We start from the raw sequence: 18,705 nt of genomic DNA, 5'->3' as shown, positions 1-18,705 counted from the left end.
AATATTCCCCTTTAGCAACATTAAGTAAAAAATCAGGCCTGTGCTATGGGCTGCCTCATGCAACCGGAAGGTGGATGGCATGAGGCAGCGTTTCAGTCGGGGTTTTGGGGCGATACTGGCGGTTCTTGCGGGGCTCGGAGTCTCCGCTGCCGGCGCCCAGACCGTGGGGGAGCAGACCGCAACCGGGCAGGGCAAAGCCTGGACGGACCAGTGGTTTTCCGACGTCTCTTTTGGCGCCCAGATCGAAGGCGGCGTGATGGGCAGTTCCAGCCATCCCGCCAGCAACCTCAATTTTGGCCAGCTCCTCTCCCCTTATGCCGATCAGGCAACGCTGAACCAGCTCACATTCACGCTCACCAAACCGGTCGATCCGATCGGCGGCGGATATGGTCTGGGGATGAATCTGCGGATGCTCTATGGCTCCGACGCCCGCAGCTACACGATTGCCGGTGTTTCAGACCGCTGGATCAATGGCCGCTATCAGGCCATGCCGGTCTTTGCCAATGTCGCGATCCACATGCCCTGGTTCACGGCCAAAGGGGTGGACGGGCAGATCGGTATCCTCACATCCCCCATGGGTGTGGAGGCGCTCGATCCCTCGACCCGCGCTTTCTATACGCTGGCCTATACGACGGAATATTCCACGCCGTTCGAGCATGTGGGCGGCATGTTCCAGCTCCATCTGGACGATCATTTCGATCTCCAGCTCGGGGCGGATACCGGCAACCAGACCTCTTTCGGGCGTGGCGACAACAATGGTCGTCCTGCGGGCTATATCGGTGTGACGGGCAACAATCTGGCGGACGGGCATCTGTCCTTCACCTATCTGCTGCGGGTCGGGCCGGAAAATGCCGTGCGGTCGCTTGGGCCGCGCGCAAATGGCGCCATGCGGTACTGGAACGATCTGAACGGGACCTGGACGTTCTCGAAAAAATGGAGCGTCACGGCGGAACTGAACCAGCTTCACGACGAAGGACTGCGTGCGGATACGTGGAGCGCGGTCGTGTGGGGCGGGTGGCACATTCACCCGAATTTGACCGTCAACGCTCGGGCAGAGCTGTATCGGGACAATACGGGCAGTTTTGTCGCCAGCTTTGCCGAGAACGAGGGCTATGCGCAGGCCATGCTCGGCAATCCGACGCGTTCGGAAACCGCGCCCGCCACGACTTATGGCGCGCTGACGCTCAACACGGTCTGGCGGCCGGATGTGGGGCATCACGTCAAGCTGCTCCAGTTCCGGCCGGAACTGCGCTTTGACCGTTCGCTCAATGGCACGCGCCCGTTCGATGACCAGCACCACATGGGGCGGATCCTGTTCGGGGCGGACATGACGCTGGGGTTCTGAGGAGCGCAATCCCTGCCATAGTTCGTTTCGGCAGGGGGAGGTGCGCTTGGCGTCGGATTATGGCAAGGAGATTGTCATGACGACTCCGAACGAAACCGATTTCCGCAAAGCCATGTCCCATTTCGCCACGGGTGTGGCTGTGGTGACGGCCAAAGGCAGCGAAGGCGAGCAGGGCGCGACCATCAGCGCCCTGACGTCCGTGTCCCTCGATCCGCTCCTGCTGCTGATCTGTCTTAACCGGGCCAGCGCGACCTATCGTGCGATTGCGGAAGCCGGGGTGTTCGGCCTCAGCATTCTGGGCAACGACCACAAGGACGTGGCGATGCTGTTCGCCAGCCGCACGGCCGACAAGTTCGGGTCGGACGTGATCGAGCGCGCGGCGGATGGCACGGCCTTCGTGCGCGACTCACTGGTCAAGATGCACTGCGAACTGGTCGAGACGTTCCAGGGCGGCACCCATGCCCTGTTCATGGCGCGTCCCGTTGCGCTGGAGCTCGATGAGAACCGCTCGCCCCTGCTGTATTTCCAGGGGCAGCTCGGCATCAGCCTTTAAGCTGCTTCGCTTCCCGTCCATCGGTCCGTGGCCATTTGGATGGCCGGAGCAAGGGGAAAGAGGCGTGAAGGTGCCGCGCCGACATGGCCGTGCCGGAGCAAGGCATTGCCATCCAGAGTGGCGCCGAAAGGCTGGAAACGCTCCGTGTCCGTCACGGGCAGGCAGAGCCGGATCCACCGGCGCTCTCCATCCACAGTGATGCAGGTTCCATCCTGAAAGGTCGGCCCCTCCGGCTGGGCCAGACGTTCGGCCAGATGCAGCGCCGTACAGGTTTCCCATCCCGTTCCGATCATCAGGACCTGCGCCTCCCTGTCCGACAGGGAGGCGAGGGGGGACTGGGCGCCGAACGGATCTTCCATTGGCTGACGCGCCAGAATATCCGCTGCCTGTGGTCCCAGAGCACTGAACGAGACCTGTGGATGCGTACTGCGCTGCACGCCGGTCCATGTCCTGAAGGTTTCGGCAATCTGCCCCATGCCGCGCGTGGGGGTGAGCTGCGGGTCATATGGCGGCATGGTCGCACGGATCGTCTCCCACCAGCTTTCCGGTACCGGCGGATCGCACCAGCCTGACGGATCGCTCAGTTCGGAAGACTGCGCGGGCATGACGATCGTGCCTTCCGGCCCGACCGCCTGGAGCAGGCTCCTGATCACGGCAGGCGCCCCGCCGCAGACCCATCCGATCCGGCTCAGCGACGCATGGACCAGCAGCGTCATGCCGGGCGTGATCCCGAGACGCTGGAAGTCCACCACAAGTCGGGCCTGCGTGACGGGTCCGCTGGAGCGGGCGATGGCGGCGGCTTCGGTCATGGGCTGGTTCAGCCGCGGCCGCGATAGCCGGGAACGTCCTGCGCGGGAATCCACACGCCCTTCGGCGGTTCACCCGTCTGCCAGAATACGTCGATCGGAATGCCGCCGCGCGGATACCAGTAGGCGCCGATGCGCAGCCATTGCGGGTCGAGCAGGGCGACCAGACGTTCGGCAATGGCGATGGAGCAGTCTTCATGGAAGGCACCATGATTGCGGAAGCTGGTCAGGAAGAGCTTGAGGGACTTGCTCTCCACGATCCATTCGCCGGGGATGTAGTCGATGACGATATGCGCGAAATCCGGCTGTCCCGTGACCGGGCAGAGCGACGTGAACTCCGGTGCCGTGAAGCGCACGACATACTGCCGCCCCTGATGCGGGGAAGGGACGCGCTCGAGGATGGCTTCCTCGGGACTCTGCGGTGTGGTGGTGGCTCGGCCGAGCTGGCTGAGAGCGTCGGTACCGGGTGCGGACGGGCCGGTCGGGTGATGGTCGGACATGATCGGAATTCCTCAAAGGGGCAGTGTTTTGTGTGATGTGGCCCAGCTTTCCCGGAGGCTCAAGGCATCTTCAGGACGAAAAGACAGTGACAGAGTTTGCATATTGGCGGGATTCGGTGCAGAAGACGGCGCAAATCCTCTCTTCGATGCCTCCCGTCTGGAAGACCAAATGGAACTCCGTAATATCGCCATCATCGCGCACGTCGATCATGGCAAAACCACGCTGGTTGACGCGCTTCTCAAACAGTCCGGTTCTTTCCGTGACAACCAGCATGTTGCCGACCGCGCCATGGACAGCAACGACCTCGAGCGCGAGCGTGGCATTACCATTCTCGCCAAGTGCACGTCCGTTGTGTGGAAAGAAACCCGCATCAACATCATCGATACCCCGGGCCACGCCGATTTCGGTGGTGAGGTCGAGCGTATCCTGAGCATGGTGGATGGCGCGATCATCCTCGTCGATGCCGCTGAAGGCGCGCTGCCGCAGACCAAGTTCGTGCTTGGCAAGGCGCTGGCCCGTGGCATCCGTCCGATCGTTGTCGTCAACAAGATCGACCGTTCCGATGCCCGTCCGGACGAAGTGCACGAAGAGATCTTCGACCTGTTCGCGTCTCTCGGCGCCGACGAGCATCAGCTCGACTTCCCGATGCTTTATGCTTCGGGCCGTCAGGGTTGGGCCGATCTGGAGCTTGACGGACCGAAGAAGGATCTGGCTCCGCTGTTCGACCTGGTGCTGCGCCATGTGCCGACGCCGAACGTGGACAAGGACGCACCGTTTGGAATGGTTGCCACCATTCTTGAGAGCGACAACTTCCTGGGCCGCATCCTGACGGGTCGTATCGATCAGGGCCGCGCGAAGGTGAACATGCCGGTGCGCGTGCTGCGTCCGGACGGCACGATCGTTGAGACCGGCCGTCTGACGAAGCTGCTGTCGTTCCGTGGCCTCGATCGCGTGCCTGTGGAAGAAGCCGAAGCCGGTGACATCGTGGCCGTGGCCGGTCTGTCCGACGCGACGATTCCTGACACGATCGCTGATCCGTCCATCGATGTGCCGCTGCCGTCGCGCCCGGTCGATCCGCCGACCCTGTCCATGACCTTCCGCATCAACGATGGCCCGCTCGGCGGTCGTGAAGGCAAGAAGGTGACGTCGCGCCAGATCCGTGACCGTCTCTTCAAGGAAACCGAAGGCAACGTGGCCATCAAGGTCACGGAAAGCCCGGAAAGCGAAGCCTTCGAAGTCGCCGGTCGTGGCGAGCTTCAGCTTGGTGTTCTCATCGAGCAGATGCGTCGTGAAGGTTTCGAGCTGACGATCGGTCGTCCGCGCGTTCTCTTCCGTGAAAACGAAGAGACCGGTGAGCGTGAAGAGCCGTTCGAAGAAGTTCTGGTGGACGTGGACGAGCCGTATTCGGGCGTTGTCGTCGAGAAGATGTCCCTGCGTAAGGGCGTCATGCAGGATATGCGTCCGTCCGGTGGCGGAAAGGTCCGTCTGACGTTCCTGATACCGTCGCGCGGCCTGATCGGCTATCACGGCGAGTTCCTGACCGACACGCGCGGCACGGGCCTCATGAACCGTCTGTTCCACGGTTATCTGCCGTATGTCGGTCCGATCGAAGGTCGTCGCAACGGTTCGCTGATCTCGGCTGAAGATGGTCAGACAACGCAGTATGCGCTGTTTGCCCTTCAGGATCGTGGTACGATGTTCGTCGATGCCGGTGAGAAGATCTACACAGGCATGATCCTGGGTGAGCATTCCCGCGAGAACGACCTCGACATCAACGCGGTTCGTGAAAAGAAGCTGACCAACATGCGTGCATCAGGCAAGGACGAAGCCCTGCTTCTGACGCCGCCGCGCCGCATGAGTCTTGAGCAGGCTATCGCCTATATCGAGGACGATGAGCTGGTCGAAGTCACGCCGTCTGCCATCCGGATCCGCAAGCGTTACCTGGATCCGCACGAGCGCAAGCGTGCTTCCAAGTCCCGCGAAGGCTGATCCATCCTTTTTCAGGGCTGGTTTGAAGGAAAAGGCGTGTCCCGGAGTTCCGGAACACGCCTTTTTTCATGGGCGCATAATGGAGTTTGTCTGAATTGAGGCGTCTTTGTGTATTGCACGGATACGGGACTGAAATTTCATAAAGTTAATGCGCGACCCTGCCAGACAGGAATGATAATGTTGCAGCCAAGGCCACTTCGGGGAAACTGAACGCTGGCTTGTCTTTATTCTGTTGTGGAGCTCCGTTTCCAGATGCGTCTTTTCAACCTCTCCCTGATCGCTGCCGTTTCCGCCCTGGCCCTGACGGCTGCTCCGGCGTTCGCCGATCCCACCACGACTGCTGCTCCCGCTGCGCCTGCCGCTGAAGCTCCCGCGGCTCCGGCTGCCGAAGCTGCACCTGCCGCCGAGTCCGATGCTGCCACGGAGACGGGCACGAAGAAGCATCACGGCAAGAAGCACCACCACAAGCACAAGCACCACAAGAAGACCTCCGCTGCCACGGATGCCGCTCCGACCGAAGCTGCTCCGTCCAACTGAGGATATGTTTTCCGGCCTTTCACAGGGCCACAGGACACGGAACGGGGTCTGCTCAGGCAGGCCCCGTTTTTTTATGACTCCGTCAGATTTCGGGGCGGGTTTTGCAGGCATTTGCATGTGCTCTCGCCCCTCACTACGCTGCTGGCATGACGTCCTGTCTTCTGAGCTTCCATGGGTCGATTGTCGCGCGGCGCGGGTTCTCGCTGTCTCTGGCGTCTTTGCCCGATGTGATCGCGGGGGTGGTGGATCCCGTCCCGCTGACCGGGAATGGCGGTCTCATGGAGCTTCTGCCGATCGATCCATCCGGGGGGCGTCTCCTGTATGCGGTGCGTGCCGGGAATGTCTTTCTGACAGCGGCGCCGGAGCGTGGATGTGGCACCGCATCGCAGATCCAGGGTTGGGAGCAGTTCCTCGCTCTGCCGGTCGCGCGCCTGCCGGAACTGCAGCGGCTGGTATCGCGTCCCTGGCATGTTGCTGCTGAACCCTTTTCGGTTCTGCGCCCTGCGATACAGGATTTCCAGCTCCGGGTCGGGGACTGGGCGGTTGCTCTGGAAACGCTCAATGTGCAGGCGCAGGAAGACGGGTCCGTTCTTCTGGCAGGCAAAAATGCGTCTCCCCTTCGGCTGGAGCCCTGTCCGTCACCTGAGGTGGTGGCTCTTCTGGAAGACGTCCGCAACGTTGTGCGGCGCGGAGATCAGGCGCCCTGGGCCCGTATCCGGGATTCGTTTGCGAGCCTTCAGTCGGAGGCCTTCAAAGTTGCCCTGTATCCCGAGGATCTGTCCCGTCTGCGATATCTGGCGCTGATCTGTGTGGATTGTGGCGAGCTGGCGCTGGCCGAGCGTGCGCTGGAACTGGCGCGGCGGGCCGATGATGGCGCGGACATGCTGTATTTCTTGGCTCTTCTGGCAATGCGCTGCGGTCATCACGTCCGGGCGGCTGACCTGCTGCATGCGGTCCTGCTGAAGCGCTTCCCGGAGGGCAACATTCCGCAGCGGATGCAGGATCTCGATGCACGGCTGCGTCAGGGTGAAAACGCCCTGTTCCTGGTGCCGGATCTTCTGCGGCATCTCCGTCTGACGCCTTTTGACGCGCTGTTCGAACGGGTTCTGACGCCTATGCCACTTGCGGAACGGGACGGGTGGGACATTCGGCAGACTTATGGACATCGCTTCGAGGAGACGTCCCTGCGTCTTGGGGAAAAACCCCGCCAGGCCCTGCTGGAACTGGACCGGCGTTTTAACGGGGACAGTTACTGGAATGCTCTTTGCAGCGGGCATCAGTTTTGGCTCGCGGGCAATGCGGATGCGGCCGACAGCCAGTATGCGGTGGCCAAAGCCTTGGCCATTCGGACCGGGCTCATGCCGATCCACTATAACTGTGGCGTGCTGTCCTGGCTGGGTGGGGCCGCGCGTGAGGGTATGGAGCAGCCGGTTCCTGACCGTCTGGGCATGGGGGAATGGCACTGGGAGGCCAGTGTTGCTCCCGGCGATGTCCCGGGTGCTCAGCCGCCAGCGCTCTGTCTCGTTTTCGGATGCGATGCCGGGTATTTCCGCTTTCTCCCCAAGCTCCTGCTGTCGCTGCTCAGGGTTTGTGCTACTCGCCTGGACCCGGCATTCCGGATCCGGCTGTGTCTGGGGATTGATACGCCGACGCCGGAGCAGCTTGCGTTCATGCGCGAACTGGTCGATGCCCTCGCGCAAAGGGATTTCGGTCTCGATATCACTCTGGCGCATGGACAGCTTACATGGCGCGATGCCGCGACCTATACGGCGATCCGCTATCTGATGTTGCCCGAAGTAGTACGGCGCTATGCCTGCCCGGTCATCACCGCGGATTGTGACGGTTATTTCCCCGATGACTTCCTGGCGCTGTTTGATGATCTCAGGAATACCGCTGATTACGGTTTCCGGCTTTATGCCTATAACCATGAAGGACGCCAGACTTTTGGCGAGCCCTGGGGGTTTGGCGCGGGGATTTCATGGTTCGGGGAAGCTGACAGGCTGCCGGAGATCGCGGCGTTCCTGCATGATTATCTTCAGGTCGCCTATGACCCAGCCAATCCGACGAACTGGTGCATTGACCAGTGCGCGCTCGTCCAGTCTTTCCGGCGGTTCGTGGCGCCGCGCTGGAGCGATCTGGGGATCAGGTTCATGGATGAAGGTACGCCGCTGATGGTCATGCCGCATCATGTGGGCGGCAAAGACGAACTCCTGCGCCGGGACGGAACCGTCTCGATGCAGGATGTCCGGGCGTTTTTCTCCCGTCCGTAAAAACCAACGGACGGGAGCGTGTCTCAGACGCCGTAGCGGTCGAGCGACAGGTCGAGGGACGGAATGGCGGTCTGGCGGCTGGAGATCTGGTCCGCGACGATCTGGCCGGAGCCTGCCGCCATCGTCCAGCCCAGCGTGCCATGGCCGGTGTTGAGCCACAGATTGCCGTAGCGCGGGGAAGGACCGACGATCGGCGTGCCGTCCGGCGTGCAGGGGCGCAGGCCCGTCCAGTATTTCGCGGACGACAGGTCGCCGCCGCCATACATCTCGCTGAAGGACAGCTCCAGCGTCTCGCGACGGTCCGGGCTGAGGCGCAGGTTGAAGCCGTTCAGCTCGGCCGTGCCGCCGATGCGGATGCGGTCGCCAAGGCGCGTGATGGCGACTTTGTACGTCTCGTCATTGACAGTCGAGACAGGGGCGCGGTTTTCATCCGTGATCGGCATGGTCAGGGAGTAGCCCTTGACCGGATAGATCGGCAGACGCAGTTCCAGCGGCTTGAGGAAGCGCGGTGAATAGCTGCCGAGCGCCAGAACATAGCGGTCGGCGGTCATGCGGCCAGCGCTGGTGCGGATGCTGACGATGGCGTCGCTGGCAGCTTCCAGAGCCTCGATATTGACGCCGAGATGGAACTTCACGCCCTTCTCTTCGGCCATCTTGGCCAGACGGCGCGTGAAGAGATGCGCATCGCCCGTCTGGTCACCCGGTAGCAGCAGGCCGCCCTTGAGCAGGTGCCGCGCATGGGCAAGGCCGGGCTCGCGGGCAAGGATCTCGTCCACGGTCAGCAGCTTGTGCTCGACACCGCTTTCGGCCAGCAGGCGCATGTCTTCGGCGGCGTATTCGATCTGGCTGTCGGTGCGGAACAGCTGGATCAGGCCCTTCTGGGCACCGTCATAGGTGATGCCGGTCTCCGCACGCAGCGTGTCCAGACGGTCACGCGCATATTCCGCGATCCGCAGCATCCGGCCCTTGTTGATGTCATAGGCTTTTTCCGTGCAGTTCATGAGCAGCTCGCCCATGAAGCGGAACATGGCCGTATCAAAGCGCGGGCGGATCACGAGCGGGCTGTGCTTCTCGAACATCCACTTCGCGGCCTTGAACGGCAGCCCCGGCATGGCCCAGGGGGTCGAATAGCCCGGAGAGACCTGACCCGCATTGGCAAAGGACGTTTCCAGGCCCACACCCGGCTGGCGGTCGATGACTTCGACTTCGTGGCCTTCCTGAGCGAGATACCAGGCCGTTGTCACGCCGATGACGCCGGCGCCCATAACGATGACTTTCATATCTGTCCTGCTGTGTTGTCGTTCGTGAAACCGCCCTGAAGCCATGAAAGCCAGCTCAGCGCTGCGAAAAAACCTGTCCGTTCTGCTCCGTCAGCCCGGCACGCCCTTGCTGGTCGAATATTCGAAATGCAGAGCCGTGTCGGGATGGACGATGGCATGGATGGCATGGGCCGCCATGGCGCCTTCGGAGAAGCCCTGAAGGATCAGCTTCAGCTTGCCCGGATAGGTCGCCACATCCCCGATCGCGAAAATGCCCGGCGTGCTGCTCTCGAGCGTGGCCGGGGTGACGGGGACGGTGTTGCGATGCGTGTCCAGCCCCCAGAGCGCAATCGGCCCCAGATCGGTGGACAGCCCATAGAACGGCAGAAGCGCATCGGCCTCGATGTGGCGGGATGTGCCTTCAAGCGTCGTGACTTCTACGGTCGAGAGCACGCCGTCCGTGCCGTGCAGGGCATGGAGCTGATAGGGCACGACCTTCTCGATCTTTCCGGCTGCAATCTGCTGTTCGATGCGCGAAAGCGTCTCGGGGGCGCCGCGGAAGCGGTCCCGGCGATGCAGCAGATAGACCTGCGCGGCCACTTCGGAGAGGGACAGCGCCCAGTCCAGCGCGGAATCGCCGCCGCCTGCGACCACGACGCGCTTGCCTGCGAAATCAGCGCGTTTTTTGACGTAATACTGCACAGCCCCCGTGCGCTCATAAGCCTCAAGCCCGTCGAGCGGCGGACGGTTCGGCCCGAATGCACCGGCACCGGCGGCGATGATGACAGCTTTCGCGGTGATGACGTCGCCGCGTGCGGTCTTCAGCGTGAACGCCCCGCGCTGGCCTTCCAGCGTTTCAACCCGCGAGCCCAGCAGGCGCGGTACGTCGAACGGTGCGATCTGCTGTTCGAGCGCCTCGATCAGCGCGCCGCCTTCGATGGCAGGATGGGCCGGGATGTCGTAGATCGGTTTTTCCGGGTAGAGCGCCGCACATTGTCCGCCTACGCTGTCGAGCGCGTCGATCAGGACGCAGGACAGCTTGAGCATGCCACATTCGAATGCGGCGAAGAGGGCGGTCGGACCGGCGCCGACAATCGCGACATCGGTGTTGAGGGTTTGAGGTGCAGTCGTCATGACCTGTTTCATAATCGGTTTGAAGAGGTTGGGGTAGGGCATTGAAGGCACGATATGCGTTTGTAATTCAGGACCTCAAAGGGCTCGGCGGGACCGAGCGCTCGGCCTGTGCCGTCATGAACGGGCTGGTCCGTCAGGGCTGTGACGTGCGTCTGGTGGAACTCGTCGGGGCGGGCGCGCCGGCCTTTCCGCTGTCGCCCCAAATCGCCGTCTCGTGCCTGTTCGACCGGCCGGTGAAGATCTTCAATTCCTGGTTTCGCATCGTCTGGCGGCTGTCGCGTCTGCTGAAGCGGGAGAAGATCGACACTTTGGTGGTCGTGGAGTCCACCCATGCACTTTACGGCGTGGCAGCGGCACGGCTTGCGGGCGTGCGCTGTGTCGTGTGGGAGCATTTCAATTTCAACGTGACGCTGAACCGTCGCAAGCGCGTCTGGGGCCGACAGATTGCCGCACGGTGGGCTGATGATATCGTTGTCCTGACGCAGCGGGATACGGCTCTGTGGCGTGAGGGCACGACGGTCCGGGCGCGTCTGACCGCCATTCCGAACATGGCCCCGCCCGTGACGGACAGGCCTTATCCCGAAGCGTCCCGTCTGGTTCTGGCTGCGGGACGCCTGACCGAACAGAAGGGCTATGACCTGCTGCTCCGGGCCTGGCGGATCGTGGAGCAGGACCCGCGGAGCGCGGGCTGGGAGCTGCTGATCCGTGGCGATGGACCTGATCGCGAGGCTCTGCTTCAGCAGGCGCAGGGTTTGCATCATGTGATGATTGCGCCCGCAACGGGGGGCATCGATGCCGATTATGCCCGGGCTGCTCTGTTCGTGGCGTCCTCGCGTTACGAAGGGCTGCCGATGGTGCTGCTCGAAGCCATGGCGGCCGGGGTTCCGGTCGTGGCGTTTGACTGCGAGACCGGCCCCGCGGAAATCGTCCGCGATGGCGAGACGGGATCGCTGGTTCCGCCCGAAGAGCCCGAAGCTCTGGCCGTTGCCCTGTTGGAACTGATGGGCGCGCCCGAACAGCGCCAGAATATGTCAGCCCACGCCCGTCAGCGGGCGGCGGAATTTCAGGAAGGCCCGGTCATGGCGCGGTGGAAAGCGCTTCTTCAGCACACATCCGGCTGAACGGACACGGATGTTCCCCAAACGTGCTTGCTGGCTCCGGACAGTCGGGCCACATTGGCCTCATGCAGATACGCCTCGATGACCAGCTTGCAACCGAAACTCTGGCGGCCCTGATCGCCGATCGCTGCGCGCCCGGAGACTGCCTCGCGCTTTCGGGCGGATTGGGGGCCGGGAAAAGCACGTTCGCCCGGGCGTTCCTGCGCCATCTGGCACAGGATCCGCAGATGGAAGTACCCAGCCCCAGCTTCGCGCTGGTCCAGCCTTACGAGACACCGAAAGGGGCGGTGCATCACTATGATCTGTGGCGGCTGGATGGGCCGGATGCGCTGTACGAACTGGCCTGGGACGAGGCGTGCGAGGGCATCATGCTGGTCGAATGGCCGGAACGGGCCGGGGACCTGCTGCCCGAAGGCGCGCTACATCTCACCTTCGGTCCCGGAGACAGCGAGGATTCCCGCCTCGTGGAGCTGACGGGCTGGCCTGAAGAGCGCCTGACAGGATTGAACCCATGAGTGGCGTCGTCACCATTGCCGGCACGGAGCCGTTTCTGGACCGTGTGGCGCAGGAATGGCTTGAACAGGATCCGGCAGCCGCAACGGATGGCCCCGGCCTGATCCTTGTCCCCAGCCGTCGCGCGGGCCGTGCGCTGATGGAAGCGTTCCTGCGGGCTCTGGATACGCAGGCCGCACTTCTGCCGCGCATTGTCGCCATCAATGACGTGGACGAGGATGCGCTGGCGTCCATCGGGATCGACGTCGTTCTGCCGCCCCCTGTGGAGCCGCAGCGGCGTCTGGCCGTGCTCTCGATGCTGATTCTTCAGACGCCGCTCGTGAGCGTTGGTGTGGACAGCACCAAGGGGATCGATCGCGCCTGGCCGCTCGCCAAGGCGCTGGCGGACCTGATGGACGAGGCCGAGCGCAGCGGCGTGGATCTGGCTGAACGTCTGCCGGATGCGGTGGAGGAGCGCTTTTCCGATCACTGGCAGCAGACGCTGAAATTTCTGGAAATCGTGACTGCTATCTGGCCGAAATGGCTGGAAGAGGAGGGGCTGTCCAACCCCGTGGCGCGGCAGATTGCGCGTCTGAAAGCACAGGCGCAGGCCTGGGCGGAAAAGCCGCCGCTGACGCCCGTCTGGGGTGTAGGCTTCGCGGATGGGTCTGCGGCGGTGTCGGATGTGCTGGCCGTGGTGGCGCGGCTTCCCGCCGGGCTCGTGATCCTGCCGGGCGTGGATCTGGGGATGACGGATGAAATCTGGGCCGATCTACCACCGTCACATCCGCAGGCTGGCCTGAAGGAAATCCTGACGGATCTGGGCCTGTCCCGCGAGGAACTCACGGACTGGGATGGCGGGCGGGATCGCGGGCGCGAACTGATGCTGCGCGAGGTCCTGCTGCCGGAACACGGGATCGAACACTGGGGGCAGGACAGCCGTCCGCGCGATATCGATGGCCTCTCCATACTGCCCGCGCAGGACCAGCAGCAGGAAGCACAGGCCATCGCCCTGATCCTGCGTGATGTTGTTTCCGAAACCGGGAAAACCTGCGCGCTCGTCACGCCGGACCGTGCTCTGGCGCAGCGCGTGGGGACGGAGCTTCTGCGCTTCGGCATCCACGCCGATGACAGTGCGGGCGAGTCCCTCTCCCAGACTCCGGCCGCCGTCTTCCTGCGCCTGATCGCGACTGCCGCTGAAGCGCGACTGTCACCGGTGGCGCTCCTGTCCGTCCTGAAACACCCGCTCGCCGCTCTGGGGCGCACGCCGGGCGACTGCCATGCTTCGGCCCGGCGGCTGGAACGGCTCCTGCTGCGTGGGCCTGCCCCTGCGCCAAGCATCGCGGGTCTGAAAGCCGCCCTGCACGACTATACGCAGAAGAAACATGCCCCCGATCACGGCGCCAGCGCGGACGCCCCCGACGAGCCGGAAGGCCCCGCCGCTTTCATCGCGCGTATCGAGCAGGCCTTTGATCCGCTCCTGTCAATCGAAGGCGCCATTCCCCTGCCGGAACTACTCGAACGCCTGATCCACACCGCAGAGGCTCTGGCGGCCACGGCGGAAGAGCTGGATGCGCCGGAAGACGAACCGCGCCATCCGGGTGCGCGTCTGTGGCTGGGTGAGGACGGCGAGGCTCTGTCGCGCCATCTGGCGGCGCTGATCGTCAATACCGGCATCCTTCCGCCGCAGCGCCTGACGCATCTGGATTCGTTCCTCAACACGTCGATGGCCGGGCAGATGCTGACCGGTCTGCGTGCGCATCGCGGAGGCGTGGAACTGGCGCATCCGCGTGTCTCGATCCTTGGTGTGCTGGAAGCGCGGCTTCTGGCGTTCGATGTCGTGGTGCTGGGTGGACTGAACGAAGGCGTCTGGCCGCCCGCGACCGATCCGGGCCCCTGGCTGAGCCGCCCGATGCGCGTGCGCGTCGGTCTGCCCTCTCCGGAGCGGCAGACGGGCGTGAGCGCGCATGATTTCGTCTCGACCATTCTGGCGTCGAAGGAAGCCGTGTTTGCCAGTTCGGCCCGGCGTGAGGGTGCGCCCGGCGTTCCGGCGCGGTGGATGGTGCGGATGGATGCGTTTCTTGGTGGACGGTCGCAGAGCCTTCCGCTGCATCCGGCGCTGGACTGGCAGCGCTGTCTGGATCAGCCACTCGCAGGCGCCGAGGCCGTTGCTCCGCCCGAGCCACGTCCGCCCGTCGCCCTGCGCCCACGTGGTCTCAGCATCACCGAGATCGAAACCTGGATGCACGATCCCTATGCGATCTATGCCAAGCATGTCCTGAAGCTCCGGGCGCTCAAGCCACTGGAGGAAGGCGCGGAACACGCTGATTTCGGCATGATCGTGCATGATGCGATGGAACGTGTCCTGAGCGACTTCCCCGAGCGCTGGCCCGCCAATGCGAGCGCCATCTTGCGTCGCGTTTTTGCCGAGGAACTGGCGAAGGCCAATATGCGTCCGGCCCTTGTGAACTGGTGGGGCCCGCGTCTGGCCCGGATTGCGGACTGGGTGGCGGAAAAGGAAGCTGCCTACCGTCTGGACATGGAAGAAAGTGGTCCGGCGCAGGGGCGGTTTGTGGAGGTCACGGCGTCTTTCCGTCTTCAGGCGGCTTTCGCGCCGTTCGAGCTGCGCGGCCGTGCGGACCGGATCGATATTGGCGCGGATGGTCTGGCAACGGTCTTCGATTACAAGACCGGGCAGCCGCCCAGCGGGAAGAATGTTGCGGAAGGCTGGTCCGTCCAGCTCGTGCTCGAAGGCGCGCTGCTGGCGAAAGGGGCGTTCAGGGACGTTCCAGCTGTCGAGACGAAGAAACTGCTCTACTGGCATCTGACCGGCGGGGACGATCCGGGCAAGGAAAGCGAAGTACCCGGCTCACGTTCCGGCACGGATGCGCCGACCCTGATCGGTGAGGCCATGGAAAAACTCCGGACCCTCGTGGACGAATACGACAATCCCGATCAGCCCTACCGCTCCCAGCCCTGGGCCGGGCATGTCCCGCGCTACACCGACTACGCCCAGCTTGCCCGCGTGGATGAATGGCGCGCAGCCTATGCGGAAGGAGAGGGTGAATGAACGATATGCCGCCTGCGACGCGCCCCGTTACTCGTGACGAAGTCATCGCCGCTGCCGACCGCACGCAGCGTCAGGCTTCCGATCCGCGTGCTTCGGTGTTCGTTTCGGCCTCGGCGGGCTCGGGCAAGACGAAACTGCTGATCGACCGCCTGTTGCGGCTCATGCTGCCGCTCTATGTGCAGACCGATGACGGCGACACCATTCTGGTCGATGGTGCGCATCCCTCGCGCATCCTGTGCCTGACCTATACCAAGGCTGCCGCCGCCGAGATGGCCAACCGGCTTCAGCAGAAGCTGGGAAGCTGGGTCTCGTTGCCGGATGCGAAGCTGGGTGTGGAACTTGAAAGCCTCGACGTTCCCAACACGGACGAAACCCGCCGCCGCGCCCGCGCCCTGTTCCTGTGCGTGCTCGATCTGCCGGGCGGTTTGCGGATCGAGACGATCCACGCCTTCTGCCAGTCCCTGCTGCGGCGTTTCCCGCTGGAAGCCTCGGTCGATCCGCATTTCACGCTGATGGAAGATACCGACACCACGCTGGCCTTGCGTGAAGCGATGGAAGACGGGCTGGCCCGTTCGCCGGAACTTGCCGCCGATGTGGCCGGAACGGTAGGGCTGGACCGCTTCTTCCAGCGCATCCGTACGCTCAACATGGAGGAAAGCCGCGCCCGTCCGCTGCTGGAACGCTGGGCGATCCTGCCGGACAGCGTGGTCAGCGCCTATCGCAAGGCCCTGAAAGCCGGGCAGCAGAGCCTTGAAGACCTTGAAAACCTCGCCTGCCAGCCGCCGAAGGAGGACGATCTGCGGGCTGGGCTGCGGGATGTGCTTGGGCTCGTGACGCCTGCGGCCCGTGCCAATGTTGAACAGATGCTGGCCTGGCTCGGAACGGAACCGTCTGAACGTGCGCCCGCAGTCTGGGCGAAATGTCTGCTGACGGACAAGGGAACCGTGCGGCAGATGAACCGGATCGTCGCCAAGAAAGCGCAGGAAGCCGTTCCGGGGATTGTACATCTGCTGGAGGACGAGGCGCAGCGTCTTCTCGATCTTCAGGCCAGCCTCAAAAGCGCACGTCTTGTTCTGCTGAACCGCGCCCTGCTTGGTCTGGCCGCGCCGATGCTGACGGCGTTTCAGGCCGGCAAGTCGGCCCGCGGGCTGGTCGATTACAACGACCTCATTCAGGAAACCCGCAACCTCCTGCGCGATCCGGGAGCGGCCTGGGTGCTCTACAAGCTCGATGGCGGTATCGACCATCTGCTGCTGGATGAGGTGCAGGACAATTCCGGCCTGCAATGGGAAATCGCCGGCGCGCTTACATCCGAGTTTTTCGCAGGTGAGGGCGCGTGGGAGATGGGGCCGCGTCCGCGCACGATCTTCGCGGTCGGCGATTACAAGCAGTCGATCTATGGCTTCCAGGGCGCCCAGCCGGAAGAGTTTCACCGCTGGCGCCATGAATTTGCCAGCCGGGTGCGCAATGCCGGTCTGCTGTGGCGCGATCCGGAACTGAACGTCTCCTTCCGCTCGGTCCCGCCGGTCCTGTCTTTCGTGGACGCAGTGTTCTCCCAGCCTCTCGCCGCGCATGGCCTGTTGCAGGAAGGCGAAAAGACGCTGCGCCCGCATGTCTCGGCCCGTCCGGGGCAGGGGGGGCGCGTGGAACTCTGGCCGCTCGTCCCCGTCATGCAGGGCGAGGACGACGACGAAGGTCTCACGCCCTGGCGTGCGCCATCCGCCAATACCGGACAGCGCAGTGCCCCGCAGCGTTTGGCCGAAGCTCTTGCGGAATGGATCGACCAGCAGATTGGCCGTCCGCCCCAGCCGGGACAGGCGCCCCTGACAGCGGGCGATGTGCTGATCCTCGTCCCCCGGCGTTCGCCATTTCTGCGTTCGCTGATCCGGGCTCTGAAATCACGCAATGTGCCGGTCGCGACGCTGGTCCGGGTCGGGCTGACGCAGCAGGTTGCGGTCCGCGATCTCATGACGCTCTGCGCGGCTCTGCTCCTGCCGCAGGATGATCTGACGCTGGCTTCCGTCCTGACATCCCCGCTCGGCGGGCTGACGGACGACTCGCTGATGGCGCTCGCCACCCGCAATGGCACGGCCCATGCCCTCGGCCCCAAAGGCCAGCCGCTCTGGACCGTTCTGCGGGAACGGCATCGGGAGCGCGAGGACTGGCGTGCGGCCTGGGAAATGCTCTCAACGCTGTACGCGCGCGTCGATTATGCGTCTCCGTATCGGTTGCTTGCCGAAACGCTGGGCCAGCATGGCGGCCGGACGCGGCTGCTGCGGCGTCTGGGGCCGGAAGCGGCTGAACCGGTGGATGAACTGCTCACAGCGGCTTTGCGCTATGAAGGCCTGCATCCGCCGTCGCTTCAGGGCTTCCTGCACTGGCTCGAAGCCAGCGAGATCACCAGCAAGCGCGAGGCCGAAAGTGAACTCGGTGCCGTCCGCGTCATGACCGTGCACGGCTCCAAGGGGCTTCAGGCGCGTCTGGTCGTCATGCCGGACACGACCTCCAAGCCGCCGCCGGGCAGTGATTTCCTGTGGGAAGAGGCGGGCGCGCTCGAACTTCCGCTCTGGGTGCCGAAAAAGGACATGGGGACGGACGTCACGACGGCCCTGTCCGAACGGGACGCCGAAAAATCCCGCGCCGAAAGCAACCGCCTGCTTTATGTCGCCCTGACCCGCGCCAGTGACTGGCTGGTGATCTGTGGGGCCGGGGCCAAGCGCGAGCCTGCGGATACAAGCTGGTATCGGCAATGTGAGGTGGGGTTCCGGCAACTGGCCCATGCGCGATCCGAACCTATGGATCTGGGCTGGGAAGGCGAACGGCTCGTGCTGGAAGAAGGGCGGACACTTGCCCCCGTTGTTTTCCAGCCCGGATCTGCCGAACCGCCCTGCGCGACGTTGCCGGACTGGATGGGCCGCGCTCCGGACTGGAAGCCGTTCATTGCCCAGCGTGAGGACGCCATGACGCGCCCGCTCGCCCCCAGCCGCCCGGATGGGGCGGAGTTCGGCGAACTTCCGGCTGCGCGTTCACCGCTGGAGCTTCTGGCTGGTCGTCCGACCCCGGTGCGCGAACAGGCCATGCGGCGCGGCACGATGATCCATCGTCTGCTCCAGCTTCTGCCCGAAACGCCGGTGGCAGAGCGTGAGGCCGTGGCCCTGCGCTGGCTGTCCCGCCGTGCGCTCGGCCTGACGGAACCGGAAATCGATCGTCTGGCCCAGCAGGTTCTGGGTGTTCTGTCCCATCCCGACCTTGCGCCGCTTTTTGCGCCCGGAAGCCGCGCGGAACAGCCGATTTCCGGTGTCAGCGCGGGCCGCGTGGTGCTGGGGCAGGTGGATCGTCTGCGGATCGGGGACGGGCAGATCTGGGTCTGTGACTACAAGACGAATCGCAATCCGCATCTGCGGGCCGAGCGCACGCCGGTTGTCTATCTGCGGCAGATGGCGGCCTATCGTGCCGTGCTGGCGCAACTTCATCCCGGCTACGACATTCACTGTTCTCTGGTCTGGACGGAAGGACCGGCCGTTGTCACACTTCCGTCCCTGCTGCTGGATCAGGTCCGTCCCGGAGCTTGATGCAGATCAAAAGCCCCTTGCAGTGAGGGGCCGGGCAGCCGATATCCGTTCTCAGAAAC

The 18,705-nt window shown here is 63.8% G+C and carries 13 protein-coding genes; 9 read left to right on the top strand and 4 right to left on the bottom strand.

Annotation, left to right across the window (positions count from 1 at the left end; all coding sequences use genetic code 11):
• Positions 1 to 79: 79 nt before the first annotated feature.
• Positions 80 to 1,345, top strand: coding sequence for an outer membrane beta-barrel protein (locus tag HKD27_RS04850; RefSeq protein ID WP_194688686.1), 1,266 nt, complete (start codon positions 80 to 82; stop codon positions 1,343 to 1,345).
• 76 nt (positions 1,346 to 1,421) lie between these two features.
• On the top strand, positions 1,422 to 1,898 hold the full coding sequence (locus HKD27_RS04845) for a flavin reductase family protein (protein ID WP_062497803.1): 477 nt from the start codon (positions 1,422 to 1,424) through the stop codon (positions 1,896 to 1,898).
• On the opposite strand, the gene HKD27_RS04840 is transcribed toward HKD27_RS04845, so the two are convergent.
• Together HKD27_RS04840 and queF are read right to left on the bottom strand one after the other, a co-directional pair.
• The gene (locus tag HKD27_RS04840; RefSeq protein ID WP_194688687.1) at positions 1,895 to 2,707 is read right to left on the bottom strand and encodes an aminoglycoside N(3)-acetyltransferase; all 813 of its coding nucleotides are present in this window, start codon (positions 2,705 to 2,707) and stop codon (positions 1,895 to 1,897) included. The two genes, HKD27_RS04845 and HKD27_RS04840, sit on opposite strands and share 4 nt — an antisense overlap.
• Before the next feature lie 8 nt (positions 2,708 to 2,715).
• On the bottom strand, positions 2,716 to 3,204 hold the full coding sequence (gene queF / locus HKD27_RS04835; RefSeq protein WP_194263871.1) for a preQ(1) synthase: 489 nt from the start codon (positions 3,202 to 3,204) through the stop codon (positions 2,716 to 2,718).
• A gap of 169 nt (positions 3,205 to 3,373) precedes the next feature.
• Here queF and typA point away from each other — a divergent pair, with 169 nt between their 5' ends.
• The 3 genes from typA to HKD27_RS04820 all read left to right on the top strand — a co-directional run bounded on the left by typA (position 3,374) and on the right by HKD27_RS04820 (position 8,001).
• Positions 3,374 to 5,194, top strand: a complete 1,821-nt coding sequence (gene typA / locus HKD27_RS04830; RefSeq protein ID WP_062497804.1) for a translational GTPase TypA — start codon at positions 3,374 to 3,376, stop codon at positions 5,192 to 5,194.
• A gap of 252 nt (positions 5,195 to 5,446) precedes the next feature.
• Positions 5,447 to 5,731 (top strand): hypothetical protein, encoded by a 285-nt coding sequence (locus HKD27_RS04825; RefSeq protein ID WP_062497805.1) that lies wholly within the window; start codon positions 5,447 to 5,449, stop codon positions 5,729 to 5,731.
• A 146-nt stretch (positions 5,732 to 5,877) separates the two neighbouring features.
• On the top strand, positions 5,878 to 8,001 hold the full coding sequence (locus tag HKD27_RS04820; protein ID WP_194688688.1) for a hypothetical protein: 2,124 nt from the start codon (positions 5,878 to 5,880) through the stop codon (positions 7,999 to 8,001).
• A 23-nt stretch (positions 8,002 to 8,024) separates the two neighbouring features.
• Here the strand turns inward: HKD27_RS04820 and HKD27_RS04815 are convergent, their stop codons facing one another.
• Both HKD27_RS04815 and HKD27_RS04810 read right to left on the bottom strand, forming a co-directional pair.
• Positions 8,025 to 9,281, bottom strand: coding sequence for a D-amino acid dehydrogenase (locus tag HKD27_RS04815; RefSeq protein ID WP_194688689.1), 1,257 nt, complete (start codon positions 9,279 to 9,281; stop codon positions 8,025 to 8,027).
• Positions 9,282 to 9,371: 90 nt separating this feature from the next.
• Positions 9,372 to 10,394, bottom strand: a complete 1,023-nt coding sequence (locus HKD27_RS04810; RefSeq protein ID WP_062448490.1) for an NAD(P)/FAD-dependent oxidoreductase — start codon at positions 10,392 to 10,394, stop codon at positions 9,372 to 9,374.
• 41 nt (positions 10,395 to 10,435) lie between these two features.
• Between HKD27_RS04810 and HKD27_RS04805 the strand changes: the two genes are divergently transcribed.
• From HKD27_RS04805 to addA, 4 genes are all read left to right on the top strand, one after another.
• Complete coding sequence (locus HKD27_RS04805) at positions 10,436 to 11,515, top strand: glycosyltransferase family 4 protein (protein WP_194688690.1); 1,080 nt, start codon at positions 10,436 to 10,438, stop codon at positions 11,513 to 11,515.
• Positions 11,516 to 11,577: 62 nt separating this feature from the next.
• A complete protein-coding gene (tsaE, locus tag HKD27_RS04800; RefSeq protein WP_194688808.1) occupies positions 11,578 to 12,027 on the top strand; it encodes a tRNA (adenosine(37)-N6)-threonylcarbamoyltransferase complex ATPase subunit type 1 TsaE in 450 nt (149 codons plus the stop codon).
• Positions 12,024 to 15,074 carry a double-strand break repair protein AddB gene (addB, locus tag HKD27_RS04795; protein WP_194688691.1) on the top strand — a complete coding sequence of 1,017 codons (3,051 nt, stop codon included), beginning with the start codon at positions 12,024 to 12,026 and terminating at the stop codon, positions 15,072 to 15,074. Before tsaE ends, addB begins: the two co-directional genes overlap by 4 nt.
• On the top strand, positions 15,071 to 18,646 hold the full coding sequence (addA, locus tag HKD27_RS04790) for a double-strand break repair helicase AddA (RefSeq protein ID WP_194688692.1): 3,576 nt from the start codon (positions 15,071 to 15,073) through the stop codon (positions 18,644 to 18,646). The genes addB and addA overlap by 4 nt, the downstream gene beginning before the upstream one ends.
• Positions 18,647 to 18,705 lie beyond the last annotated feature (59 nt).

Origin of the sequence: Gluconobacter sp. R75690 (assembly GCF_015244525.1) — a bacterium.
GTDB classification, from domain to species: Bacteria; Pseudomonadota; Alphaproteobacteria; order Acetobacterales; family Acetobacteraceae; genus Gluconobacter; species Gluconobacter potus.
The sequence above is the reverse complement of the archived record's forward strand: the minus strand, read 5'-3'. Positions and strand labels throughout refer to the sequence as shown.

Excerpts from the sequence above, each read along its gene's own strand:
- HKD27_RS04850 (WP_194688686.1), top strand. The coding sequence starts at position 80 with ATGAGGCAGCGTTTCAGTCGGGGTTTTGGGGCGATACTGGCGGTTCTT.
- tsaE (WP_194688808.1), top strand. The coding sequence starts at position 11,578 with ATGCAGATACGCCTCGATGACCAGCTTGCAACCGAAACTCTGGCGGCC.
- HKD27_RS04840 (WP_194688687.1), bottom strand. The coding sequence starts at position 2,707 with ATGACCGAAGCCGCCGCCATCGCCCGCTCCAGCGGACCCGTCACGCAG.
- addA (WP_194688692.1), top strand. The coding sequence starts at position 15,071 with ATGAACGATATGCCGCCTGCGACGCGCCCCGTTACTCGTGACGAAGTC.
- addB (WP_194688691.1), top strand. The coding sequence starts at position 12,024 with ATGAGTGGCGTCGTCACCATTGCCGGCACGGAGCCGTTTCTGGACCGT.
- queF (WP_194263871.1), bottom strand. The coding sequence starts at position 3,204 with ATGTCCGACCATCACCCGACCGGCCCGTCCGCACCCGGTACCGACGCT.
- HKD27_RS04815 (WP_194688689.1), bottom strand. The coding sequence starts at position 9,281 with ATGAAAGTCATCGTTATGGGCGCCGGCGTCATCGGCGTGACAACGGCC.
- HKD27_RS04825 (WP_062497805.1), top strand. The coding sequence starts at position 5,447 with ATGCGTCTTTTCAACCTCTCCCTGATCGCTGCCGTTTCCGCCCTGGCC.
- typA (WP_062497804.1), top strand. The coding sequence starts at position 3,374 with ATGGAACTCCGTAATATCGCCATCATCGCGCACGTCGATCATGGCAAA.
- HKD27_RS04810 (WP_062448490.1), bottom strand. The coding sequence starts at position 10,394 with ATGACGACTGCACCTCAAACCCTCAACACCGATGTCGCGATTGTCGGC.
- HKD27_RS04845 (WP_062497803.1), top strand. The coding sequence starts at position 1,422 with ATGACGACTCCGAACGAAACCGATTTCCGCAAAGCCATGTCCCATTTC.
- HKD27_RS04820 (WP_194688688.1), top strand. The coding sequence starts at position 5,878 with ATGACGTCCTGTCTTCTGAGCTTCCATGGGTCGATTGTCGCGCGGCGC.